15 protein-coding genes and 1 pseudogene are annotated in these 24,631 nt (G+C 53.9%); 4 read left to right on the forward strand and 12 right to left on the reverse strand.

The annotated features are described in order from the left end of the window. Positions 1-105 precede the first annotated feature (105 nt). Positions 106-1,767 (reverse strand): ABC transporter substrate-binding protein, encoded by a 1,662-nt coding sequence (locus tag ACR0NA_RS10185; protein ID WP_480728562.1) that lies wholly within the window; start codon positions 1,765-1,767, stop codon positions 106-108. A 35-nt stretch (positions 1,768-1,802) separates the two neighbouring features. Then, on the reverse strand, positions 1,803-3,329 hold the full coding sequence (locus tag ACR0NA_RS10190) for a sulfatase family protein (RefSeq protein ID WP_480728564.1): 1,527 nt from the start codon (positions 3,327-3,329) through the stop codon (positions 1,803-1,805). 97 nt (positions 3,330-3,426) lie between these two features. On the opposite strand from ACR0NA_RS10190, the gene ACR0NA_RS10195 reads away from it, so the two are divergent. Both ACR0NA_RS10195 and ACR0NA_RS10200 read left to right on the forward strand, forming a co-directional pair. Next, entirely contained in the window at positions 3,427-4,347 is a 921-nt protein-coding gene (locus tag ACR0NA_RS10195; RefSeq protein ID WP_480728566.1) for a LysR family transcriptional regulator, read from the forward strand. A gap of 539 nt (positions 4,348-4,886) precedes the next feature. Further along, positions 4,887-6,686 (forward strand): BCCT family transporter, encoded by a 1,800-nt coding sequence (locus tag ACR0NA_RS10200; protein WP_480728568.1) that lies wholly within the window; start codon positions 4,887-4,889, stop codon positions 6,684-6,686. A 360-nt stretch (positions 6,687-7,046) separates the two neighbouring features. On the opposite strand, the gene ACR0NA_RS10205 is transcribed toward ACR0NA_RS10200, so the two are convergent. The 7 genes from ACR0NA_RS10205 to ACR0NA_RS10235 form a co-directional block, all read right to left on the reverse strand. Further along, the gene (locus tag ACR0NA_RS10205; RefSeq protein WP_480728570.1) at positions 7,047-8,615 is read right to left on the reverse strand and encodes a trimethylamine methyltransferase family protein; all 1,569 of its coding nucleotides are present in this window, start codon (positions 8,613-8,615) and stop codon (positions 7,047-7,049) included. 25 nt (positions 8,616-8,640) lie between these two features. Then, complete coding sequence (locus ACR0NA_RS10210; RefSeq protein ID WP_480728572.1) at positions 8,641-9,840, reverse strand: aromatic ring-hydroxylating oxygenase subunit alpha; 1,200 nt, start codon at positions 9,838-9,840, stop codon at positions 8,641-8,643. An 8-nt stretch (positions 9,841-9,848) separates the two neighbouring features. Next, positions 9,849-11,915, reverse strand: a complete 2,067-nt coding sequence (locus ACR0NA_RS10215; RefSeq protein ID WP_480728574.1) for an oxidoreductase — start codon at positions 11,913-11,915, stop codon at positions 9,849-9,851. 93 nt (positions 11,916-12,008) lie between these two features. Next, positions 12,009-13,064: an ABC transporter substrate-binding protein gene (locus ACR0NA_RS10220; RefSeq protein WP_480728576.1), complete on the reverse strand. Its 1,056-nt coding sequence runs from the start codon at positions 13,062-13,064 to the stop codon at positions 12,009-12,011. Next, positions 13,061-14,176 (reverse strand): ABC transporter ATP-binding protein, encoded by a 1,116-nt coding sequence (locus tag ACR0NA_RS10225; protein ID WP_480728577.1) that lies wholly within the window; start codon positions 14,174-14,176, stop codon positions 13,061-13,063. The genes ACR0NA_RS10220 and ACR0NA_RS10225 overlap by 4 nt, the downstream gene beginning before the upstream one ends. 20 nt (positions 14,177-14,196) lie before the next feature. Then, positions 14,197-14,991 carry an ABC transporter permease gene (locus tag ACR0NA_RS10230; protein ID WP_480728579.1) on the reverse strand — a complete coding sequence of 265 codons (795 nt, stop codon included), beginning with the start codon at positions 14,989-14,991 and terminating at the stop codon, positions 14,197-14,199. Then, positions 14,988-15,851 carry an ABC transporter permease gene (locus ACR0NA_RS10235; RefSeq protein WP_480728581.1) on the reverse strand — a complete coding sequence of 288 codons (864 nt, stop codon included), beginning with the start codon at positions 15,849-15,851 and terminating at the stop codon, positions 14,988-14,990. Before ACR0NA_RS10235 ends, ACR0NA_RS10230 begins: the two co-directional genes overlap by 4 nt. A 190-nt stretch (positions 15,852-16,041) precedes the next feature. Here ACR0NA_RS10235 and ACR0NA_RS10240 point away from each other — a divergent pair, with 190 nt between their 5' ends. Next, entirely contained in the window at positions 16,042-16,683 is a 642-nt protein-coding gene (locus ACR0NA_RS10240) for a TetR family transcriptional regulator C-terminal domain-containing protein (protein ID WP_480728584.1), read from the forward strand. Between the two features lie 410 nt (positions 16,684-17,093). Here the strand turns inward: ACR0NA_RS10240 and ACR0NA_RS10245 are convergent, their stop codons facing one another. After that, a complete protein-coding gene (locus ACR0NA_RS10245) occupies positions 17,094-17,555 on the reverse strand; it encodes a GFA family protein (RefSeq protein WP_480728701.1) in 462 nt (153 codons plus the stop codon). Between the two features lie 411 nt (positions 17,556-17,966). Here ACR0NA_RS10245 and ACR0NA_RS10250 point away from each other — a divergent pair, with 411 nt between their 5' ends. Beyond that, positions 17,967-19,436, forward strand: a complete 1,470-nt coding sequence (locus ACR0NA_RS10250) for a tetratricopeptide repeat protein (protein WP_480728586.1) — start codon at positions 17,967-17,969, stop codon at positions 19,434-19,436. Positions 19,437-19,760: 324 nt separating this feature from the next. Here ACR0NA_RS10250 and ACR0NA_RS10255 read toward each other — a convergent pair whose 3' ends face one another. After that, positions 19,761-23,072 carry an adenylate/guanylate cyclase domain-containing protein gene (locus tag ACR0NA_RS10255; protein ID WP_480728587.1) on the reverse strand — a complete coding sequence of 1,104 codons (3,312 nt, stop codon included), beginning with the start codon at positions 23,070-23,072 and terminating at the stop codon, positions 19,761-19,763. Between the two features lie 101 nt (positions 23,073-23,173). Further along, positions 23,174-23,685 (reverse strand): annotated as a pseudogene (locus ACR0NA_RS10260) (IS5 family transposase); the annotation flags it as partial. Between the last annotated feature and the right edge of the window lie 946 nt (positions 23,686-24,631).

The raw sequence follows: 24,631 nt of genomic DNA on the forward strand, positions 1-24,631 counted from the left end.
CCTTTAGAGAAGATGAAACTGAGATAGCGGAAACCGTCGCAACGACCCTTGAACCTTCAGATATTTCTACTTTGCAGACCGAGTGGCTTTGACCTCAGGGAGGTACTACAACCAGCCCATCTTATAGTGGTGGTGATCAAAGGTCAGATGTTGCCCGCAACCAGCCAGCCCCGAGCGGTGGTGACGATAAAGTGCCCGCCAATAAGGCTGAATAGCAACACCTTCGTCCTGAATCAGTTTCTGAATCTTTGCCATCACTTCGCGGCGCTGATCCGCATCGGCAATGGCAAGTGCCTCGTCTAGCAATGCGTCGAACTCCTCGTTTTCCCAGCCAAACTCGTTCCAAGCCTCACCCGAGCGATAGGCTACGTTCAGGATTTGCACCGCAAGGGCGCGATGGTTCCAGTTCGTTGCCGAGAACGGGTATTTGGTCCAGTCGTTCCAGAAGGTAGATCCGGGCAGTACCGTGCGTTTGACCTTGATCCCGGCGTCACGCAATTGGGCAGCGATCGCGTCGCAGGTGTTTTTGCGCCAGTCATCGTCGATCGAGATCAACTCGTGCTCGAAATCGGCCATTCCGGCCTCCTCCATCAACTGCTTGGCTTTGGCTGGATCGAATTCCGGTGGCTGCAATTCGGCATAGGCTGGATGTACCGGCGCGACATGGTGGTTCTCGGCCGGGGCGCCCAGATTGTTGTATCCCAGTTCAAGGCAGATAGCATTGTCGACCGCTAGGGCCAGCGCACGGCGCACACGGACATCCTCATAGGGAAGCTTACCGTTGACCTCGGCCAACTGGTTGGGACGAACCACCAGGGTCGAGGCGGTCACAACCTCGGATTTCTCCAGTCCAAGATCGTCGAGGATGGCGATATACTCGCCCACGGATTCATGCAGCATGTCAACTTCTTCGGCGTCGATTGCCGCAAGCCAGGCCGATGGGTCCGTGCCAAAATCAAGATATTCTATGCGGTCCAGGTAAGGGCCACCATAAACTTCGGTTCCCCACCAGATATGATCCGGTACCTGTTCTAGGACACATTTTTCACCCACCGCATATTCGACGATTTTGTATGGGCCTGTGCCGATATTGTTTAACAGGTCGTTGGTGTCGAAACCGGCGTGAATAATCTGCGCCGGATAGTCCGCCATAGCCGGGATCAGTGAGATGTCGGGACGCGGCAGATTCAGTTTGACGGTCAGATCATCGACCACCTGAACACTGCCCGCAATGACCTTGTCGGTTTCCTTGTCTACCAGCGTCGCCATGCGACCGGCCATCGAATTGCCTTCTACGGTCTTGTCGCACCAGCCTTCGATATTGCGAGCCACATCGGCGGCGGTGAAGGGATCGCCATTGTGCCATTTCACACCGGGGCGGACTTTGAGCGTGTATTCCGTGGCGGTGTCGTTCACTTCCCAGCTATCAAGCAACATGCCCCGGAACGATCCGTCATTGTTGTATTCAACAAGATACTCGAATGTTCCCCGGGTGATATTGCCGATTTGGGACCAGTCATAAACGCGTGGTTCTTTCAGCCCTTTAACATCCATCTGTATCCGCAAAGTACCACCCTGTTGCGGCGTCGCTTCCTGTGCCTGTGCTGGATTGGGTTCGCCCAGCAGGCCATAGGCAGCACCGGCGCTAAGACCAAGCGCGGTGGAACGCGCCAGAAAATCGCGCCGCGTGATCTTGCCGTCGCGCAATTCGCGCGCATGCATTTCAGCGGCGGGGTGCAATTGGTGCTTTGGTTGGTTTGGTAACATAGAAATCTCCGTGTGTTGGTCTGAGCGGGCGGGTTTCAGTAGGTTGCAAGAGATGGTCCGCCAGCCTGCGCCGCAGGCGGGAATTCATGCTCCATTCGCTCAATTAGGTTTTGTTTTCTGGTGCTGAATTCCGGGTCGAAGAACAGGTTGACGTGCTCGCCCGGGTCTTTGCGCAGGTCGAACATCTCTCCCCATTCCGGGTTCCCGGGATAGATCGTGATGCGCCAGTCTTCGGTCAGAAGGGTCTGGTTGTAAGTGTCCATACGAGTGCGGGGATGGTATTCGGCAAACAGAGCCTCGCGGCTGGACGCATCCGGTTTCGAAAGCAGTGGCATGAACGAGTGCCCGTCCGTTGGCTGCGACCGAAGATCCAGATGATCCTGCAGTGTCGCGCGCAAATCCAGATGGCTGGTGATGGTATCCCGTTCACCCGGTGTTATCCCCGGACCTGCCATGATCAACGGAACATGCAGCAGCGATCTGTAGGGGCTCGGGCCTTTGCGGATCAATCCGTGATCACCCAGCAGTTCTCCGTGGTCCGAGGTAAAGACAATCAGCGTGTCATCTGTCAGGCCGCACGTTTCCAGCTGGGCGATCAACCGTCCGACGCAGTCGTCAATCATCGATACCATTCCATAGGTGTGGGCGATGGCCTGACGTAATGAGGTGTCTGAAAACCGCGTCGTCGTCTGCATGAACCCCTGTTCGCGCGGGGGACCGGGGTTGCGCAGGAAATCCACATAGCTCTTGCTGGATTCCTCGCGATCGCCATCCAGTATGTACGAAGGCATGGCGGACAGTTCGTCCGGCTTCAATGCTGGTGCAGGTACGTCACTCGGGTCGTACATGTCGCACCATGGAGCGGGCGGTGAGAATGGGTGATGCGGATCTGGATAAGAGACAAACAGGAAAAAGGGTTGTTCCTTGTCTTGCGTCTGAACGAAGTCACAGGCCCTGTCGGTGATCCAGGTATTGTAGTGAAGCTCGGATGGGATCGCGGATTTCCAGACCTCATCCATGTCTTCGGCCTGTGGTTCCAACGCATTTTCAGGCAGATACAACGCCGCCGCCTCCGGCGCGGTCTTGTTCAGCCATTGTGCGTAATGCCCACCTTCTGTGGCACTTACGGATTCACCGATCAGAATATCCACTGTGTCGAAACCATAGAACGGGCCGTTCCAGTTTTCGCTTTCCGGTAAATCCCAAAAGGCATTTGAATCCGGCATTGCGTGTTCAGGCCCGGCCAGGATCGGTTGAAAGTGGAACTTCCCGATCCCATGCGTGCAATAACCTGCCCCTTTCAGATCATGGGTGATCAGCGGCACGTCACCGGGCAAGGCAACTCCGTTGCGGGTCAGGCCGTGATTGCGAGCGTAGAGGCCGGAAAACAATGTCGAGCGGCTGGGCGAACAGATCTGATGCGGGGTGAAATGTTGCCGAAACACGGCGCCACGTGCCGCAAGCGTGTCGATATTCGGGGTTTTGACGACCGGATTTCCAGTACAGCCCAGACTGTCGGCCCTTTGCTGATCGGTCATGATCAGGATGATATTTTTCGGCATCGGTACAGCCCACATTAAGGATGTGCAAAAGCGTAGCGATGAAATTACATTCAGAAAAATAGTACTTTTTGCCTATGATATTTGTTAAACGAATACCATGTTTACTCAGAAGCAGTTAGCGGTGTTCCGGGCCGTCATGCAGACCGGATCAGTTTCAGCAGCCGGGCGGCGCATGAACCTTTCTCAGCCCAGTGTCAGCCGAATCCTTGGCGATTTGGAAAGGCAGTTTGGGGTGCCCCTGTTTCAACGCAAAAGCAAAGGCGTCTCACCAACGCCAGAGGCCGAAGCGTTCCTTGAAGAAGTCGAACGGAACTATTTGGTTCTGGCGAACCTGGAAGAGGCTGCCGCCCAAATCGCCCGAAAGGAGCGCGGGACGTTATCGATCGCAACCATTATGGCAGCGTCATTGGAAATCGTGCCCCGCGCCCTCGCTCGGCTTCAGGTCGCCGAGAAAAACATCAAGGTGGTCTGGCAGGTGAAATCCTCAAAGTGGGTGCTGGATTTCGCACGCTCCGGAACACTCAGAACCGGCTTTGCGAATGTTCTGCACATGCCATCCGGAATGAAAGTTCTTCACGAAGGCGCACTGCCCCATATGTGCTTTGTGCCCGCTGGCCACCCGCTTAACTCAAAACAGGGTCCTTTGTCGTTGCGCGATCTGCGCCCCTATCCGGTTATTGGATTGCTGGGGCAAGTCCAGGATGAGTTGATGCTGCGCAACATCGGCAAAAACGTGCATTCACCTATGACTGCCGAGACGTCGCTGGCTGCACTCACCCTCAGCCAACATTGTGACGGCCTACCCATTGTTGATGCCTTTACGGCCCATTACTGGCAGAGGAACAATGATGGGCAGGCCAGAGTTGTTGAGGATTTGCCGCACTACAGGTTTGCTGTGTTTGAACCTTTGGGGATCAATGCATCCATGATAGACCGCGAATTTCAAACCTGTCTGCTGGAGGAGGTCGAAAAGATTCGAGAGTGGTCAGATTTTGTGTCCAGGCCATCCCGAAGTTGATGAAATACTCTATCCCGATCACCCAGAGAATCGCTGCGCGGAACACTGCTTTCTGGCATCGGTTGTCTAGCGGGCACCGAGTTTATTCTGAAAGAACGCATTGACGTGGGCACATTGGTGCTCGCCCGATAATCAACCCGAAGCTTAGTCGCAAGCTTTGCATCCGAGAATTGAATGGTCGCCCGGCAACCTTTGGCTTTGAAGCTGTGTGTCATCTCTGTTGGAACTTGATGGAACCTGACAGCCTTACGTTCTGGCGAATTCAAGGGCCGCCCTTTGAACGTTCCATCATGCAGATCACTTCTGCTTCGGAATGGAGGTTGAAGCAGCCAAACTCCAACTTGTTTCGGGCAACACTCTGCCAACAAACATTGAGGATCCTTTTTGGTTCATCCGGTGGATCAAAGTCAGTGCAGTGGAAAAACGTTGCAGTTCAGGCCTATTCTTTGGATGCTAAATGCAACGCAAACGTTCTCGCAAATGCTAACGACCGACAGCGCGGCGTGCAAAGCAGTCAATCTAGGTAAGACCGGGATAACATGGCGCTTGAGGATCCCTTCACAAACCTCAAAATAAGAACTCAGCGGACTGGGTTTTACAAAGGATATAGTCTTCCGATTGCGCTGGTGAGCAAGCTCTCGGTTTCCCTGCTGGTCCTTTGGGCGCTGGTGTGGCCACTATCTGCGAACGATACCCTGCGTTCTTGGAAGTCGGGAATGTTGTCCGAGTTCAATACCTTCTACAATCTTTCCGTTGGATTGTTTGTATTCTTCCTATTTCTTATCGCGTTCATTCCTTCAACCGGACGAATGCGGCTGGGTGTCGAAGATGAGAAACCCGAATTTTCGAACTTCTCTTGGTTTTCAATGATGTTTGGAGCGGGGCTTGGCGTGGGTCTCATGGTCTATGCAACCGCTGAACCACTTGGCCTATGGGAAACCAATCCATTGACCGTTTCCGGGGAAGTCACCCCCAAGAGCGAGGAGGCGATTGAAGGAGCTTATCGCTATACGTTTTTGCACACTGGTTTTCACGCTTGGGCAATATACGTAGTCACCGGTCTGAGCCTTGCCTATTACGCATTTACCAGGGGCATGCCGCTGACAATACGCACTGCTCTGACCCCGTTGCTCGGCGAATACTCAAACGGTGTTGCAGGTCATGTAATCGATATACTCGGCGTCGTGGCAACGATACTCGGCGTGGCGGTGACGATCGGATATGGCGTTTCCCAATTGGTGGATGGTGCGTTTCTGATTACCGGTGCGAATTGGCTTGTGGAGAATGCGACAACAACAATGAAGCCGTCGACCAACGGCCTTATCACGGCGTTGGTAGTTGTCATGATGATGTCGACACTCTCTGCCGTCTCTGGCGTAGGGCGCGGCGTCAAATACCTGTCAAATATTAACCTTCTTTTTTCGCTGGTTTTGCTGGCGGTTTTTATTGTTTATGGCTCATTCGCATTTGCGGCGACGACCTATGCTACGGCGTTGGTCGACTATATCAAAAACTTCATCCATCTGAGTTTCCAGACGTTTCGCCCGATTTCCGAAGTCGAGTTTGCATCCGTATTACCAGCGGAGGCGGTCCCCTTTGTCGGAGAGCTCTTCCCAGGTGCGACTGATCCTTGGAGAACAAAAGCAACCTTTCTTGAAGGTTTGAGCAATGATACCGCCGGTCTTTCCGATGCAACCAAGACTGCAGCTTATGACGCAGGCACACGAAGCAGGTTGTTCGGATGGCAGGCCGGATGGACTACATTTTATTGGGCATGGTGGATCGCGTTTTCGCCCTTTGTCGGCCTTTTCCTCGCACGTATCTCCAGAGGGCGAACCGTGCGCGAATTTATACTTGGAGCGGTCATTGCGCCGTCCCTGGTTTGTTTCGCCTGGATGGCCATTCTTGGTGGGGCTGCCATCGATTTGGAACTAAACGGGGATGCCAATGGGTCAATCCTCGCCGCATCAACGACGGCCACACTGTTCGTCACCTTGGGGGAGATGATATCGGGCAACTTGCTTACGGTAGTGAGTATCATGTGTGTTCTGTTAACCATGACATTCCTTGTTACATCCGCCGACTCTGGCATCCTTGTGATGAACAAGATCATGTCCGGAGGGTCTGAAGATACTGGCTTGCTTCACCGCGTCATCTGGGGCGTTCTACTGACCCTTGTCATTGGAACTTTGCTGATTGCGGGCGGCGGCGGATTAGAGGCTTTGACCAATTCCATGATAATCGGCGCGCTGCCGTTCAGCGTCGTCTTGCTGCTCATGTGCATCTCTCTGGCCAAAGCTATGATAAACGACTTGCGCCGATTGAACCATGAAACGTGAGCGGGTTCGCGATTATCTGCGCTTGGTTCCTAGTTGTTTCAGGCCCGGTCACCCGCCGAACGACTGGGTTTTAATGTGTTGTGGAAACACTGACTGCAATACAAACAGGAAGATATCTGAGTGCAAATGGTAGTCTGCCCAAAGTTCTTCCAGCAAAGTAATCAACGCGTCTGTTGCGAGTTTCCCCACCGCTAATCATTACGGAGGGCGAGTTGAACAAAATGTTCGACATTCTTGAAAAAGGGATCCGGCTGGCAACCGACGACCTGACGCGTCGCGGTGTATTTATAACTTAGGTACAACCACGAAGCGGCTTCGCAATGTTACGTGTTGCGAAGCCTGCTCGGCGCTCAGTACCGCTTACCCGGCGCGCATTGCCTCTGGGGGCAATTTGATCGGGAACTTTGACCGAACCTCTGCATCGGCTTTGCTGCCAAAGTAGTTCGGGTAGTGATTGGACAGAATGTCATCCACAACGGATCGGCTCCGTTCGAACATGTCCTGACGACCGGCTTTCTCCCAGGTATCTGTCAGCTCTCGGTCCATCAGTGTCGGGTAAACATACTCGGTTTCCATGAACTGCAAGGTTTGAGCGTTGCCGAGGAAATGCCCGGGGTCGATTGCACATTCATGAATGACGTCGACCGAAAGCGTGTCGTCGCTCACCTCGATCCCGCGAAGCGTTCGCGAGATCATGCCCGCAGCCTCGTTATCGATGACCATTGACTCAAAGCTACAGCCCATCAAGCTGCCGAGCATTCCACCAAATTCGCAGAGCCGGTTGGCTCCGGCATGGGCCGCCAAAGCGAATGTAAGCGCCTTTTCCAGCCCGTATTGCGCGTCGGGGATTTTGGAATCGGTCATGCCGCATCCGACACTGGTCGGCAGGTTGTAGAAATTGCCCATCTGGATGGCTGCGGCTGATATCAACGCCTGTTCGCCACTGCCGCCCGTAAACGATCCAGTTCGCAGATCGGTGATAAACGGCCATGCCGCAAAGACCACCGGCGTGCCCGGGTTGATCAGGTTGGCAATGGCTACACAAGAAAGGGTCTCAGCGACGGCCTGCGCCAGCGTGCCAGCCAACGGCGCAGGAGACGTAGCCCCGGCTTGCGGTGGGACGGCCAGATCGCAGACAAGCCCCATCTTCGCGGTATCAATCAGGATTTCCAGATTTTCCTGCCCAAACCGAAGCGGGGAGACGATGGGACAACCACCAAAAATCACCGAGGGTTTTTCAAGGAACTTACCCTCCCCACCCGAAGCGAAATCGAACAGATGGATCGCATCCTGAATATGCTCGCGCGTGCGGAATGTCAGACAGGATGGTTTTTCGCTACCCGCCAGAATGGCGTAAAGCATGCTCATGTCATGCTCATAATCCTGGGGTACATCCGTCGCCAGAACTGTGTCACCAGTCATGTGGATGTTGTCGAGCCGGTCCACCAGACGGGTGAAATCATAAATATCCTTGAGCGTTGACGGCCGGTAACTGCGTGTTTCCGCATCGAACGTGGTCACGGCGGTGCCGGAATTTGCATAGTACACCTTGTCCTTGGTGCAGTGCATGTCATCCTTACCGGCCCGCGATCCACGGGCATGGACATAGAATTCGCTGGCCGCTTTGGCCAAAAGGTCCTCCATCAACGCCCGGGGAAAGCACAGCCTGCCATGCTCGTTCACCGTCGCCCCCTTTGGCAACACGAGATCAAGAACTTCTTGCGTGGGGTCCCCGATCCCGGTCCGTTCCAGAATGCTGAGCGCGGCTTCGTGTATGCGCACCATATCTGCGTCTGACAGCGGCTTGTACCGGCCACCCGAGATGCCGGGCCAGATTGCCTGCGAGGCTGCGTTGCTGGTTCGCACAGCTGCTCGCGCTTCACGTCCGCCCCCGCGCCGCCTTGATCTGCGCTGAGTTAACTCTGTCATGTTTAGTCTCCGAATACTGAGCGTGTCAGATCATGCTGAAGTAGTTGCGATAGAAACCGGGAATGCTCCATTCCATCTCGGACAGCGGACCCGGGACGAAATGGTACGAATTCACGCCCTCCTGATTGTGACGGATGATCCGTTCGTCATCGAGCGACGTGACATGCCAGAGCCATGTCAAGGCGTCCTTATCATAGTCACGGCCTTCTTGAGCGTCGCCGCGCACGTACCAGACGATCTGAATATCTGTTTCTTGCAGGGCACGCGGCACAAACCGGTACCCAACCACATGATCTGCATAGACGAGGAAGTAGTTAAGGGTTCCGATCCCCAGATCAGTAGCACCCCCATCATGGCCCTTCAGTTCACCCAAGGGTGGCGCAAGTGGCGCACCATCCTTGCTGCCCGTCAGATAACCGGGGAACAGCGGGTAGCGTCGCCAATAAACATCCGCACCAGGCGCGATTGCGGTTTCTCCGGTCAGGTCCAGCTCCTCAGCAGGTATTCCGGCCTCTTCCATCCGCTCATGAAGCGCACCGCTGAACTCCAGAACCTGCGCTGGATCTTTCAGAGAATGGCTGCGCGAATAATCCTGATGGGACGGCGCGCAGTGATAGCATTCCAGATAATTCTCCAGTGCCAGTTTCCAGTTTGCCGGAACCGGATATGAGGCCTCATGCGCGACTTTCAGGTTTTCAAAATCGAACGGCCTTGAAAGCGGTGCCAGCCTGTCCAAAGCAGCATCCAGCGGCGGAGCATCTTCGGCTGCGCAAACAAAAATCAGGCCCTGGAAAATTTTCACCTGAACCGGGAACAATCCGTATTCGCTTGGATCAAAACCCGCCCCCATTGACCGCCCGTTTCTGAGCTTGCCGTTCAGGTCAAAGGTCCACGCGTGATAGGGGCAGATGAAATTACGCGCCTTGCCTTTTTTTTCAACGCAAACACGCGATCCCCGGTGGCGGCACACGTTCAGATGCGCGCGTACTTCGCCCTCTCGATCCCGAACGATAATCACGGACTCAGGCCCGTAGTCGAAAAGGAAGTAGTCACCGGGTTCAGCGACCTGGCTGACATGACCGACCCAGATCCAGTTACGATTCCAGAACGTACTGATATCGTTCTCGTATACAGCCTGAGACGTATAGAAATGACGCGGCAAGGCGAACCCTTCCCGTTGCGCTTTCATCAAGTCGCGCATAACTTGCAAGTCATCTTTTGGCATAGCGCACCTCATACAGATTCAAGGGAAACGATTTCCCGGCGGAAAAATTCGCGGTCGACATCGCCCGCATCGCGTTCGAAATTTCGGGCAGCCATGTGGCCGGAGTAAACGGCGTCAGCGATCAAACCGGGGTTCGCGGCATCACCGATCAATTCCAACGTAGTCAGCGGATTGTCGGCCAAACCGCGCAGCTCATCGTAAAGGGTGGTTTCGCGCATTCGCTGCGTCACCAACACGACAGAGCTGCATTCAATGGGTTGTTCTCGCCCAGTATAGACGCAATGCAATTTCGCTTGTCCGGGCGCTATACTGGCCAAGGACTGAGACAAAACCAGTCGAACGCCTTTTTCGAGCAGGCTGCGTTGCACTTTGGTCTGTTCCAACGTCAATTCCGTAAACGGCGAAACTACTGAGGCAGGCGTCACAAAGACGACCTCTCGTCCGGCCTGAGCCAAATGATCCGCCAAAACTCCTCCGAGGTAGGCTTGGTCATCATCGTAAACCATGATCGGGCCGTCCCCCGGCACAGCGCCTGACATGATGTCATCCGGAGTGAAAACCTGAGAGCCTGAACCTATCGAAACGCCCTGAAACGCTGACTTTCCGCGGCCATCTCGCCGCCATGTCGCGCCAGTGGCCAGAAAGACATTTGGAATACCCAACTCAACGACCTCGCTTGCTGATAAACGGCTGTCGGTGAACAGTTGAACATTCCCTCGTTGCCGAAGGTCATAAATCCTGTGATCTGTCACCCGCTTCCAGGCGGACAAACCGGTCAGGCCGGATTCCTGCAACACACGTCCACCAAGCTCTTGCTTGGCTTCGGCCAACGTTACCTCATAGCCCCTGCGCGCCAGTTGCATGGCGCATTCAAGCCCGGCGGGACCGCTGCCAACAACGAGCGCGGTTTCTTCTTTTCCCCGGCGTTCGATGGTCTCAGGGTGCCATTTCCTTCGCCACTCTTCGCCCATCGTCGGGTTTTGGGTACAGCGGATTGGAACGCCCAACGTATCGGACGAAACACAGATATTGCAGCCGATGCATTCGCGGATTTCTTCGACGCGACCTTCCTTGATTTTGTTAGGAAGAAACGGATCAGCAATGGATGGTCGCGCCGCGCCGACAAAATCAAGAACGCCTTTCTTGACAAGTGACACCATCAAATCCGGAGACGTCAGGCGTCCGACACCTACAACGGGCTTGGACGTGACCTGTTTGACAAATTCGATATACGAGGTTTGAAAGCCGTCGCGGGGTTCAAAGCGGGTCGTTGCAGAGTCGTTGCTCCAATCCGCGATGTTCACATCCCAGAGGTCTGGTAGCTCGGCCAGTAATTCGACAACGGTGCGACCTTCCTCCTGCGCTTGCATCCCGTCTGACCCCAGCATTTCATCGACCGCGAACCGCAGGGCAATGGCGCAATCGTCTCCAACCTCTTCCCGGGTTTCCTCCAGAAGCTCGCGGGTCAGGCGCACCCGGTTCTCCAACGAACCTCCGTATTCATCCGTCCGGTCATTGAACTGTGGAAGCAGAAAATGATGCGGCAGGGTCATGTGATGTCCGGCATAGACATACACGATGTCAAACCCCGCCTCACGCGAGCGCCGTGCCGCTGCGCGGTGCCACTTGCGAAACTCGCGAATGTCCGTCTTGTCCATAGCACGGGCCTGCTTGGGATACGGGGATTGCAGGGCGAGCTCAGAGGGTGCCAGCAAGGGCGCCCGGCTCAGATGGTTTTGCGCATGGTGGCCGTTATGCGCCAATTCAATTGCCGCCAACGAGCCCTTGTCATGAACCGCTTCGGTCATAAGACGCAGCGCCGGAATATCCCGCTCGTCCCACAGCCGGTTTTCGGCATAGGGAGATAGGTCAGAAGTCGGGTGAATCTCTGTCTCTTGATTGGACACGACAGCCCAACCGCCCTCGGCCTTCATTGCCCGCATGGCGGCTTCGGCCTGCGGTCGCAGGTGCCCCATACCGTTGCAGTGGGGCACTTGATAAAACCGGTTTCGAGCCGTCACTGGCCCGATCTGAACCGGCTCGAAGAGAACAGAGTATCCGTCAGCGCCTGACATTGCCGCGCTTCCTCCAAAAAATCGGAAATAGTTTCGTGGGAATGGAAGGGGTTCTACGTCCCCACCATTCCCGGCTGTGTCGTAAAGGTGCGCTTAGAAGCCAGCTTTGATGCGCTCGAACTCCTTCAACATCTTGGCTTCCAGCTCAGGGTTAACCGCGTCAAAGAAGAGAGATCCTTCAAAGAAGCTGTCCACGTCCGAGAACCCGTAGGTTTCAATCAGTGCCGGATCAGCCTGCGCAAACGCATCCTGGTTGGCATGGGCATACCCCCAACTTTCGATGATGTATTTTCCGCTTGCAGCAGAGCTGAGTGCGTTCAGCATGTCATAGACCTGCTCATCCGACTGTTTGGCGGATTTCAGATGCACGTAACCGCAGACCCAAGTGGCGATGCCTTTGTCCACATCACGCATCATGACGGCTGGGGTTTCGTTCCAGATCAGATTCAGTTCCGATTGGTTCCAGCCCCATCCCAGTGTGACCTCACCGCTGGCAATTGCCTGATCCAACTGGCCCGCATCGGACCAGTAGAAGCGCACATTCGGGTGAATCGACCGAAGGTAGTCTGCCGCTTTTTGGAATTCCTCGTCGCTCATATCGGTATAGCTGGAGGCGCCAGTTGCCAATGCAGCCATGGCAAACGCACTGGATGCTGCGTCCGGAACGGCAACTTTACCCTGATAGGCCGGATCTGCTAGCAGCTGCAGCGAAACATCGTCCGCCGAGATCATATCGGTGCGGTAAATCAGGCCGGTGTTGCCCCATTCGAACGGCACCATGTATGTCTGCCCGTCAATCGTGATGCCATCGACCTCTTTGATCTTTGGCATCAGTTTGTCCCAGTTCTCCAGCTTGCTGGTGTCGATCGGCTTGATCATGTCTGCCGCCACCCATTTTCTGAGGGCGTCCGTGCAGGGATGGGCCAGATCGGCCTCAAACCCGGATTGAAGCTTTGTAAATGCCTCTTCCACGCTGCCAAAATAGGTGTAGCTGGGCGCGCCACCGTACTTTTCTACGTAGTCGCCGTAAAACCCCTGATCCTCATATCCGGACCAGTCGAAAACAGTCAGGTCAGCCGCATTTGCTAGCGCTTGGCTGGCCGTAAAGGTGGCAACAACTGCTGCCGTAAGTGATGCTGCTTTATTCATGTTTCTCCTCCCAAAGATTCACGTTTGCCCAAGTCGATCACCGAGGCGCTTTGAACGCCAAGCCAGACGGTATCGCCGCGGCTATGATCGACTGTATGAAAATAGTTCGGTACTGCGACGGCGATGCTGTCCTTCAGACCATCGACACGCACATAGTAGTGGACGCTCTCACCATAGAAGGCGACGTCCGACACCTCGCCCTGAACAAGAGCATCGTAGCCATCCGGTTTATCCGCGCTGATCTCCAATTGCTCGGGCCGAACGCCGACAAGAAGTTTCTTGTCATGCACCTGAACGTTGGGGTTCACACCGATTTCCATCTGCCCAAAGCCCTGAATGTTGACTTCCAGCGTTTCAGCATTCTCTGAAGTCACCTCGGCATCCAGAAAGTTCATTCCACCGATGAAAGACGCCACTTCCCGGTTGCAGGGTTGGGAATACAGGACCTCTGGCTTATCCACCTGCTTGAGCTGCCCTGCGAACATGACGCCGATGCGGTCGGACATGGTCATCGCCTCGTACTGGTCATGCGTGACCATGACGAAAGTAATTCCTAGCTTTTGCTGCAAGCGGCGCATTTCCAGCTGCATCGCTTCGCGTAGATTTTTGTCCAACGCGGATAAGGGCTCATCCAGCAGCAACACCTTAGGCCGCATGACGAGTGCCCGGGCGAGCGCCACACGTTGCCGCTGACCGCCTGACAACTCATTGGCCTTACGGTCCTGCAAGCCGCCAAGCTCAACCATCTCAAGTGCCTCGGCAACTCGTTCTTTGATTTCCTTGCGTGCAAGCTTTGTCTTGCGCAATCCGAATCCAACATTGTCGCCGACATTCAGGTGCGGAAAGATCGCATAGCTTTGGAACACCATATTGGTGGGACGTTTGTTGGCCGGCACCGCACCCATCGTTCGACCATCAATCCGAATTTCGCCTTCTTCGTGATCCTGAAAACCTGCGATGATGCGCAAAGCCGTTGTTTTTCCGCAGCCAGAAGGACCAAGCAGTGAAAAGAACTCACCCTCTTTCAGGGTAAGGTTCAGGTCTGAGACAGCCACAAAAGATCCAAAGCGTTTTTCGACGCCCTGTATTTCGATGATGTTCTGTTCGCTCATCTTGTTCGTTTCCTTTGGCTTCAATCTGACGATTGGATGGAACGGCGGCGGAAATATTCGGCGATCAACAACAGCAGAACTGAGGACAGCAAAAGCAGCGACCCCAGCGCCAACGTGTTGGGCAATTTTGCCGGGAAGCGGATCTGGCTCCAGATATAGACCGGCAGCGTCGGGCTGTTGCCAGACAGGAAGAAGGCCAGCACGAACTCATCAAACGACACGGTAAATGTGACCAGAAGACTGGCGACTATGCCGGGCGCAACAATGGGCAGAGTGACACGCCGAAACGTCCCCACAACGCTTTCACCAAGGTCGAACGCGGCCTCCTCCAAGGATTGGTCGAAATCGTCAAATGCAGACTTCATGATCGACACGGAAAAGGGCAGCGCCACGAACACATGCCCGAGGATCACGGTGGTTAACGATGGTTTCAGGCCGATGCTGATGAATAGAACCAGCATCGAACTGGCAACGATGATGCCGGGGATGACCAGCGGGAGCATGACCAGGCCTTCGGACACCTCGCGCCCCTTGAAGCGGTATCGGACATATGCGCGCGCGGCGAACAGGCCCAGAGACGTTGCCATCAAGGCGGTCACACTGCCAACGATCAGCGAATTCACCATCGCCTGCAACAACGTGTCCTGCTGCCCCAACTGCGCGTACCACTTCAACGTGAAGCCCTTTAGCGGGAAGGCCACGATGGTTCCGTCATTGAACGAAAACAGCGGTAAAAGCAGTACTGGCAGGTATAGAAACACCAGATAGCTGACTGCGTAGACAAGTAACCATGGGATCCGGATGGTATTGGTCATCTGATCCTCCGTCCCAAAGCGGTGACTATGACCACGAACAGGATTGCAACGCAGCCAACCGATAGCATGGCGAGCAGAGACAGGGTTGCACCCAACGGCCAGTTATTGGCGGCACCGAACTGCACCTGGATCAAGTTCGCCACCATTTTACCCTGCGATCCGCCGACCAGAGCTGGGGTGACGTAGTCTCCCACCGTAGGGATGAAAATGATCAGACAGGCTGCAATGATCCCCGGCACCGTCAGGGGCAATGTCACGCGGACAAATCTTTCCAACTTGCTGCACCCAAGGTCAGTTGCCGCCTCCAACAGGCTACGGTCGATCTTTTGCAGCGACACATAGATCGGTAGGATTGCAAACGGCGCCCAGGCATGGGCCAGCGTTAGAACAACGGCGAACTCGTTATAAAGAAGGAATGTCAGCGGTTCCTGTATCAGCCCCAGCGAAATCAAAGCCGAGTTCAGCACCCCGTTAAAGCCTAGGATCAGTTTCCAACTGAACACCCGCAGCAGGTAGCTGCTCCAGAAGGGTATGGTGATTAGCAATAACCATAAGGTTTTCTTCTGCGTCCTGAACGCAATGAAGTAGGCGATAGGGTAGGCAAGACAGACTGTTGTCAATGTCACCGCTCCCGCAATCGCAACGGAACGGATCATCAGGTGTCGCACCAAGGGGTCGGTGAACGCCTCTTGGTAATTCGCCCAGGTCAGTGTCCGGTCAACCTCGACATATGTCTGGGTCCAAAAGCTGTAGGCGACAAGAATGCATAAAGGTACAGCCACAAGCAGGCCGACATAGAGCGTCGCAGGCGCGCTCAGTGCCAGGCCCTTGCCCGTTTCACTTCGTAGTACTCCGGTCATGCTTCCCTGCTGAACTTTGCTTTCGGTGGCGCAACAATGTCGATCACAAAATGGACAATCGTCCATTTAAATCTGGAATTTTTGGACTACTTGTGTCAACTGATATTTTCACAGCCGGGGTTGGCCAATTTCGCACAGGCCACTAGAAGGCACCGCAAGAGACTGAAAACAAACAGAACCGCCTGATCAAATGACTGGAAGACGACAAGAAATACGCGAACGAAATCGACTTTCCCTGATCGAGGCAGTACTCGACTCAGTCGCAGAGAAAGGGATTTCCGAGACCTCGGTCACCGAAATCATTCACCGCGCCGAGCTTTCCCGTGGCATGATTCACCTTCATTTTGGTGGCAAGGACAACTTGGTTGATGAAGCCGCCCGCTACTCATCCGAGCAATACTACAACGGTCTCTATGCTTTGCTGGAAAAGACCGGACAAACGGGTCAAGAACATATTGAGATGATCGTTAGGGGAGACTTGAGTGAAGCCATTCTCAACAAGAAAAATGTTTCAATTTGGTACGCATTTCGCGGTGAGGCCCGAAACAGAGCTGCAATCGCTGCGTTTTCAGATACCCGCGATGTTAAGCTTCGGACTCTAGTTTTCAACGCTTTCGCTCGAATTGCGAAGGAAGCTGGACTTGAACACCCCAATCAGGTCGCACGGGACGCTACGCACGGCACACTCGCAATGCTTGAAGGCATGTGGACCGATTATCTACTCCACCCGGATTCCTTCGACCGCAACGAGGCATTGAGAATTGTTTTTCGATTTCTGCGTGCAATGTTCCCAAAGCATTTTGACCTGAGCGGTGCCTTGCTATTTGAGTAGGATTTGCGACAAATTTTTTTATCTGACCACTTTTGAAGTGGCTAATCTCCATCTTCCAATCAACAAGATGGAAGCAGGGTACGGGCACAAGAAGTTCATTTGAACAAACGGCTAAGGCGCTGCCTCGACCCCCCAATGCGGCTTCGCCACGTGGCAGACCAGCAGGAACAGGCGACTTCGGAGTCTTATCGAACAGCCGTTCTTCTCTCTGCAACGGCGCTCCCTACTGTGAACTCTCGAATGTCTGCTGTGAGCCCTTTTCAACCGGCTTCTGCGAGCCGCGCGAAAGTCGGCTTTTCAACAGCCTTGAGGGGAATTGGCTATCCGAGCCGACTTTGGAGGTATCCTATCAGTTGCTTACTTCTCAGGGCTGAACCTTGACTCCAGCTCAGTGTGTGGAAGAAGCCCTATCATGGATACGAGTCAAATGCGTTTTCCGCGTCTAGTTGAGGACACCATGTTGGTCGATACTGGTTTTGCACGGTGCTTGAAATTTTAATTGCCGACGGGTCGTCGAGGCACCCAAGGGAGACTAGTCGCATCCCCGGGAACTTCTTGGGGTTCACCCAATGCACGTTCGAATAGCAATTGGGGCAAACGTATCGTTTAAGCCCCGGCCAATTCTCCATTTTGGGGTCAAGTTCGTGCGCATCTGTCATTGCCACGACGTCTTCTTCTCGAAAAAGCGCAACAGCATTTCCAACTGAACCAGTCAACCGTTGGCAGTAGTCGCAATGGCATACAAAACACTGGAGCGGTTCGTTGGCCAACTCTATTGATACAGCTCTGCAAGCGCATTGTGCTCTGAATGGCAAATTTCCGTTCCAACTCTGATCATTGAAAGGCCCGTTCTTTAGCCCAAGAAACACCACGAGGGACCATTTGTCTATCCGATGAATCCGGTAGATGGATAGGACCAACTATTTGAGTTTAGCCCACAGCGGAATTGATGTGACTACGATGAATGACCGCTTCGTCCGCAACTCGGAAATTCGACAAATTTTTGCGAACGGCTGCCGCTTGACGAAAGTGGTCGTGGATTGTCGCTGATCCGCGCCTTTGTGGCCTAAGGTCGGCTTAGCGGTGTAAGAAGACCTTCCTGAAAAAGGCTCAAGGTCTGAGTTGCGGATAAAAGCTGACACGCGGCGTAATTAAACATTCGATCAAAACAGAGCACATCGCCGCCCAGATGACAGTTCGGACATATCGCACGATTTCGTGTATGATGCCGCCGAGCCATACGCTCAAAAAATTTCGAACAACGGCAATTTTGGAGACGATAGATGCAGCATTTGTATGCCAAAGCCAGCAATACTTTTGTCGCCTGTATTAGCTCGTTTTTTGTTTTCGCACCTGCAGCCTCAGCGGAAGCTAATTTCCAGACGACATGCAACCAGAATGCGGATCAGGCTTTCAATGAAGGTCTGAACCTCATCCACAACATGATGTATATTCAAGCCGAAGAAGCGTTCAATAAAGCGGCGGCGGCAGATCCAACATGTGCTATGGCGCAATGGGGTATCGCGATGTCGAACTTTCATCCTCTTTGGCCCGGCACTCCAAGTGAAGCCGAAACAGAAAGAGGGTCCGCTGCAGCCGAAAGACTCGCGTCAATGTCATCCGAGAGCGCCCTTGAGCAAGCATTGATTGATGCTGCCGCTGCTTTCTATGCCCCGAACCAAGAAGGCTACCGTGCTCAGCTTACCTCGTGGGCGGAGAAACAAATCGCAGCTGCGGACCAACATACGGACGACGTAGACGCTGCGGCTTTCGCGTCGCTGGCGCGGCTTGCAACGGCGCCGCGGGGCTCCGAAGGGATCAAAGTGAAGTCGCAGGTGGGAGACACGCTCGACAAACTTCACCAAAAGGCACCAGACCATCCAGGTGTCATTCATTACGCTATCCATGCTTATGACAATCCGCCACTAAAGGATCGCGGCAGGCCATATGCTGAAATTTATGACAAAACGGCTCCTAGCGCTCCACATGCGCTGCATATGCCCGCCCATATCTTTACACGGACAGGGGAGTGGGAAAAATCAATCGACCTGAATGGCCGGTCGGCCGAAGCTGCTCTTGAGCAATCCAAGGACGTTGTGCAAAGCCATTATGCACATGCCATCGACTATATGGTTTACGGCCACTTGCAACTTGGCGACGTGGATGAAGCGGCAAGGCTCGTCGACGAAATGCTAGCAATCCAAAACCATCAAGTCAGTTTCGGCAGCGCTTATGCACTGGCGGCTGCGCCTGTTCGGCTGCCGCTGGAGCAAGAACAATGGGAAGTCGCCGCAGCGTTGTCGGAGGAGATGCATCCGGTCATCCCATGGGAGAAATTTCCTCAAACCGTTGCCATGCGGTTGTTCGCCATCGGAATAGGCTCAGCCCGTAGTGGCGATGTTGACAAAGCGCAGAACGCGGTTGCCGAGCTCAAGTCTCTGCACGCCGCAATGGAGGAACGCGGACAAGGCTACTGGGCGCAATTGACCGAAGCGCAGATATTGACAGTGGAAGCTTGGATTGAGTTGGCCAACGGTGAAGTGGAAAGTGCGGTAGTCAAGCAGGCTACTGCGGCCGATCTCGAGGATAAGATTGGCAAAAGCCCGGTTACACCCGGCCACGTACTCCCGGCTCGAGAACTTCTGGGGGACATGCTGGCGGTGCTAGGAAAGACCGATGAAGCTGCGGTCGCATATCAGGCGACGCTGGATATTTCTCCAAACCGAGCACGAAGCCTCGCAGCCCTTCAATAAGTGGGTATAACTAGCTCGGTTGGTGCTGGTAATTTTTGCAGTGGTATTGACCGCTGTGGGCTTGATGCGGTCTATCGCTAAATCGCAACGGATGTCCACTTTGCGGGACAAACCTGCGTTAGTGTTCTGAGCGCGAACGGCTGCTTTGTGCGCTCTGCTACCGCAGTGGAACGCACCTCGGGCGGAGAGCGGTCATTCGCTGCGTTTGCAGGGATTTTGGAATGGCAGGTGTACTGCAGGCGTTTGCCGTGTCGCCTCTGAGGTCCGCGATGAGCCCAAAGCGGACCCTGCGACCGGTGCATCAGCAGGTTTGCAATTGCATTGCTAATTTGCATTCAACGCTTGATCGATAGCTGGTAAAGATGACTTTAGACCCAATTTCACAGCATCATCGCGAAGTGCTTGCAGAACGGCGCGGCCTTCAGCACTTCTATGGTCGGAATGCCATGCTACAAGAGCACGAGCTCTAGCTACATAAAAGTCTGACCACGGCAGGTCCTCGTGCGCAAAAAAAGCCTTGAGAGATTCAGCATGTCGCTGGGCCTGCGCCCACTCTTTGCGCTGCAACATAACTTCGATAGCGTCGCGGTAGAAAAAGGGTTGATTGTGTCCCACACAGCCGTTGGCGATTATTTCTTCCGCTTCCGATATCGCTTGGTCTTGCTCTATTTTGTCCTGAGTGACGCGGGCAAAGTGACCAAGCATTCGGGGCCCACCGAAAGACATTCCCAGTTTTCTTGCTCCAATAATTGCCTGATTGATCGATTCAAGTGCTTCCTGATGCCGCCCGATTGCGTTCAAATAAATGCTATTGAACGACAATGCCTCCTGGATGAGCCTGCTCGCTCCCAGCTTTTCGCCCAGAGCTTTCACATGCTCACATAGCGTATCCACCGATGACCAGTCGCTGAGTTCAACAGCTGCAAAGAGCGCTGCAGCAGCAGCGTTCATTTCGGCACGGTCGTGTCCAACGCGGCGAGCTGCATCCACTGTCTTGCGAGCCTGTTCGAGTACTTCATCAAGCTCGAGCATATAGACCTTTGTGTGACAGACCTGCGCCGCGTTTGCCACTTCGGTCCGCCCATAACCATTGGCTCTACTAATTTCTACACAGCGTGACAGCATATCATGAGAAGTGCGCATGCGCCCGGCCACGTAGGCTGCATCGCCCAAACCACCGAGCCCTATTGCTTCGCCCTCAGTCGAACCGATCTGTCTTGCATATTCGATGCTTTGCCGATGCCCCGCTTCACACCCAGTGATATCGCCCTTCGGGAACAGCAAGTTCCCACGTAAATGATGAAGGCGCATCAAGGTTTCGATCAAATCATTGGCTTCTGCAATGGGTTGCACTTGGGCCACAAGGTCGAGTGCCTCGTCGGTGCGGTCTATGATGCGCATGCCTTCAGCAATGCCGAGTAATGCAACACATTTTTCCGTATTGTCCGAATGACGGGAAAGAGATTCCTGATACGCTTCAATCGACTTTTCAGTCTCACCCAGTTCCCTTAGCAATTCGCCTAGCAGGCAATACAAAGCGAAGGACATCTCAGTTTTGTCCGCCACGGCAACGCCGCGTTCAGCCAGCCGTTTTGCACTTTCAAACCGCAACGCCGCCTGTTGAGCTTCTGCTGCGTGAAGATAAGCCTGTGCCGCGTCCTTGTGGCCGGCACAGTCCAGATGTTCGGCATGCAGTGGAAGATCCTTGTCTGCAAACCAGTCCGCGGCGGCAAGGTGAATTTCATTTCGACGCGCTCGAAGCAGTGAACCATATACACCATCTCTGACCAGCGCATGAGCAAATAGATATCCGTCACCCTGCTCGCGGATAAGTTGATGGTCTACCAATTTCGCACTGTCATACGAGTCATTGCTGATCAACCGACGCAACGAAGCCAGCGTAAACCGTTGTCCCAGAACTGAAGCGGCTTGAATGGCCGATTTGTCAATCGCTGGCAGACGGTCAAGTCTTGCTTGTACAATGCTCTGAATTGATCCCGGAACTTGAACGTCGTTGGCCTCATGAGCGCTTCTGAGCAATTGCTCTAGGAACAAGGGGTTTCCAGCTGCCCGCTCTACACAAGAACGAGCGAATTTGTTGGCGATGTCGACAAAGTTGGCAGCCATTCCCATGGCGTCGGCCTCGCCAAGAGGACCCAGATCCAAGGTTATGAAGGGTGCGCCAGCCAGGGCCCCACGCCAAGCTGGATCAATCGGGTCGCCTTCAACCCTCGAAGTAAGAACGATCATGATGGGCGCGCCAATTGAACCAAGTCCCAAACTGGCAATTTGCTTTAGCACAAGCTTGTCCGCCCAGTGGATATCTTCGAAAACGATAAGTCTAGGAATCTTCTTACTGAGCGCCCGGACAAGCGCGACAACAGTATCTACCTTACCGGTGTTACGCGTCAGATTGTCCATAGCGTCGTAAAGCGCCTGGTCCTCTGGCGATCGCGGCAGGTTCAGGAGGTCGTTGAGATGGATTTCATTTTCTGCGGTAACAAAACCTTTCGCAACCGCGTTCTTGGCCGCTCCCCACCGACCTTCAAGATCTTCTCCTATCGGCACTTCGAGTAGACTATGGACCAACGAGCGTATCGGATCCTGCCCCAGGCCGACACCGAAATCGAGGATAAGAGTGCGGTGACACGAAAAGCCGTCTTCTTCGGCCAAATGGCAGTATTCATCCGTTAGACGGGTCTTTCCGATCCCGGGATCGCCGCGAACTTGGATCAGCTGCCCTTCTTCGGCGTCCTTACACACTTTCAGGGCACTCTTGAATTGCTGGATCTCAGCCACGCGGCCAAGAAATGGACTTGCACGCTGCGTTTTTGGAGAGTCCTGGCTACCTTGCACTGAATGCACTCGCACGGGCTCCAAAAGACCTTTGACGGAAACGTCCCCTACATCTGTAGCGCCAACTTTCCCTTCTATGGACTGGCGGACCAACTCAGATATCAGGATTTCCCCAGCGGAAGCCTTATCTGTAAGTCTGGCGGCTAAGTTCACCGACTCTCCGACAACAGTATAATGGCTATCAGGACCAACGCCGCTTGCGACGACCTCGCCACAGGCAATACCAATGTGAGTTTCGAGCGGCCGACCAACCTGTTCTGAGACACCTGACATCGCTTCTTGGATCGCTATAGCTGCGCGGACAGCCCTTTCAGCGTCATTCCCATGTGAAATTGGTGCTCCGAACACAGCCATAACGCTGTCGCCCACATGCTTATCAACCGTTCCTCCGAAATCATTGACTATGCCGTCGGCAGCTTCGAAGTACGCAGCCAAAAGCTCGTGAGCCGCTTCGGAATCAATCGATGAAGATAACTTGGTGAATCCACAGATGTCCGAAAACAAAACAGTTACTTGTCTGCGCTCACCTGAGCGCTGAGCGGCAGTCTTTGCTTCGGTATTTTTTTGCGCTGTCTCCGCTTTTTCATTTGCGGTTTCGTCGATTTTCGCAATCGCCTCTAGCAATTTCCGCCTGTGGCCGACGGCAGTCACGCCGATATCTTTCAGGTCTTCTACTGTGAGGTGCGCAAGAACATGCCCATCGACAAAGTTCTCCTCAAAGGCATCGGCATATTCGCCGAGCCCGAGGTCTTCGAGCCAGGTGCGTACGTCGATTTCCATGCAGGCTCTGTTTTTTGTTTCGGGAGCAAACTAGCATGGAAAGTGTCAAATGGTCCATCGAGGCGCCCCCAAAGAGCTGTGTGACACAGCCTGATCGCCACGCGATCACTGAGCAGCCGATCGACAGTCGGCAGGCTGTACAGCAATGCCCTTGCACCGATGTAATCGCTGACCTGCCCAACGGTCACAAACAGGTTCAGTGGGCGGCGTTTGCTATCGCAGATGGCGTGCAGTTTGGTATTCGTGCCGCCCTTGGTTCGACCGATCAGGCGTCCACGCCCCCTTTTTTTGCGCCCAAACTGGTCGCTGTGCGGTGTGCTTTCAGGTAGGTCGCATCTATCATCACGGTCCTATCTTCGCCGTGCTCAGCGGCCAATCCGGCCATCATCCGGGCGAAGATGCCTTTGTCGCTCCACCGTTTCCAACGGCTGTAAAGCGTCTTGTGCGGGCCGTATTCCTTCGGCACATCGCGCCAACGCAAACCATTGCGATTAATGAAGACTATCCTGCTCAACACCCGCCGGTCATCGACGCGGGGTTTGCCGCGAGACTTTGGGAAGAAGGGCTCAAAATGCACCATCTGCGCGTCGGTCAGCCAAAACAGATCAGACATGTACACCGCTCGTTTTTCAACCGTGAATCACGCAACCCCGCAGAAATCAATGGGTCCTGACCCTAACGACCTCCAGGCCAAAAAACCGCTGTTTTCCGAGCCTCGGTTGGCCTAATGGTCGAATGGTTCAAGCGAGTCGTCGAAGGTTCAGGCGTAGGCCAGACGCCAAAGAGAACAACACTTCAGAACAAAGAAAGTGATGTACAGAATTGCTTTGGTAGGCCGTGGTTTAATTGGTGTTGCGGGCCAGAACCCAAGGATTACAGGCCTTGCGGGATTGTACCGGTTTGTACCCGCGCCAAAGCGAATTGCAGTGAACTTTGAAATTATGAAAAGTTCGTATAATATCTTGGGTGCGCGCGCTTGAACTTGGCGAAGTTACCTAAACACTTGGCTAGGATATTTGATCAGGTAACCCATTCGAAGACTATAAACTTTCTTGTTGGTCAAAGGCAGAAAATTAGGAAAGGGGGGGCAAATTTTATTGAAAACAACCTCAATCGGAAAACAGAAACATCTCTGTGACTACGACTTCTGATTTCGGAAATAACCCATACTGCTGCCAGATCTCGCCAATAAAATCTTTGGCGAAATACACAAAATAGATGACCTGCAATGTTCCACGTTGGTTATTTAGGCAGCCCTTCTGAGATGTGAAGCTTTTGAAGAACCGCTGACTCAAATGGAAATGAATTCGATTGTGAAATGAGCTGACAAACATCCATTGTGCAGTTCACCTTGAGAGGTGGTTGTGTTCATCTATTTCAACATGCGCCGCTTGGGGGTATCTTGGCCTGAAAGAGGCGAAACGGATAACAACTGAATGCTGTCGCAGTGAACGGCGCCCGGATTCCTCAATCAGAGCTTGTGCGGTGTTCGGGTAATCCGCAAAGCGATCCCATTCGAAAATACTCCAGCGAGTATCAGGGGAATTGAACTGAGATTC

It is taken from the genome of Ruegeria sp. C11 (genome assembly GCF_056537725.1).

Coding starts and splice junctions, on each gene's coding strand:
- ACR0NA_RS10185 (WP_480728562.1), bottom strand. CDS start 1,767: ATGTTACCAAACCAACCAAAGCACCAATTGCACCCCGCCGCTGAAATG.
- ACR0NA_RS10190 (WP_480728564.1), bottom strand. CDS start 3,329: ATGCCGAAAAATATCATCCTGATCATGACCGATCAGCAAAGGGCCGAC.
- ACR0NA_RS10195 (WP_480728566.1), top strand. CDS start 3,427: ATGTTTACTCAGAAGCAGTTAGCGGTGTTCCGGGCCGTCATGCAGACC.
- ACR0NA_RS10200 (WP_480728568.1), top strand. CDS start 4,887: ATGGCGCTTGAGGATCCCTTCACAAACCTCAAAATAAGAACTCAGCGG.
- ACR0NA_RS10205 (WP_480728570.1), bottom strand. CDS start 8,615: ATGACAGAGTTAACTCAGCGCAGATCAAGGCGGCGCGGGGGCGGACGT.
- ACR0NA_RS10210 (WP_480728572.1), bottom strand. CDS start 9,840: ATGCCAAAAGATGACTTGCAAGTTATGCGCGACTTGATGAAAGCGCAA.
- ACR0NA_RS10215 (WP_480728574.1), bottom strand. CDS start 11,915: ATGTCAGGCGCTGACGGATACTCTGTTCTCTTCGAGCCGGTTCAGATC.
- ACR0NA_RS10220 (WP_480728576.1), bottom strand. CDS start 13,064: ATGAATAAAGCAGCATCACTTACGGCAGCAGTTGTTGCCACCTTTACG.
- ACR0NA_RS10225 (WP_480728577.1), bottom strand. CDS start 14,176: ATGAGCGAACAGAACATCATCGAAATACAGGGCGTCGAAAAACGCTTT.
- ACR0NA_RS10230 (WP_480728579.1), bottom strand. CDS start 14,991: ATGACCAATACCATCCGGATCCCATGGTTACTTGTCTACGCAGTCAGC.
- ACR0NA_RS10235 (WP_480728581.1), bottom strand. CDS start 15,851: ATGACCGGAGTACTACGAAGTGAAACGGGCAAGGGCCTGGCACTGAGC.
- ACR0NA_RS10240 (WP_480728584.1), top strand. CDS start 16,042: ATGACTGGAAGACGACAAGAAATACGCGAACGAAATCGACTTTCCCTG.
- ACR0NA_RS10250 (WP_480728586.1), top strand. CDS start 17,967: ATGCAGCATTTGTATGCCAAAGCCAGCAATACTTTTGTCGCCTGTATT.
- ACR0NA_RS10255 (WP_480728587.1), bottom strand. CDS start 23,072: ATGGAAATCGACGTACGCACCTGGCTCGAAGACCTCGGGCTCGGCGAA.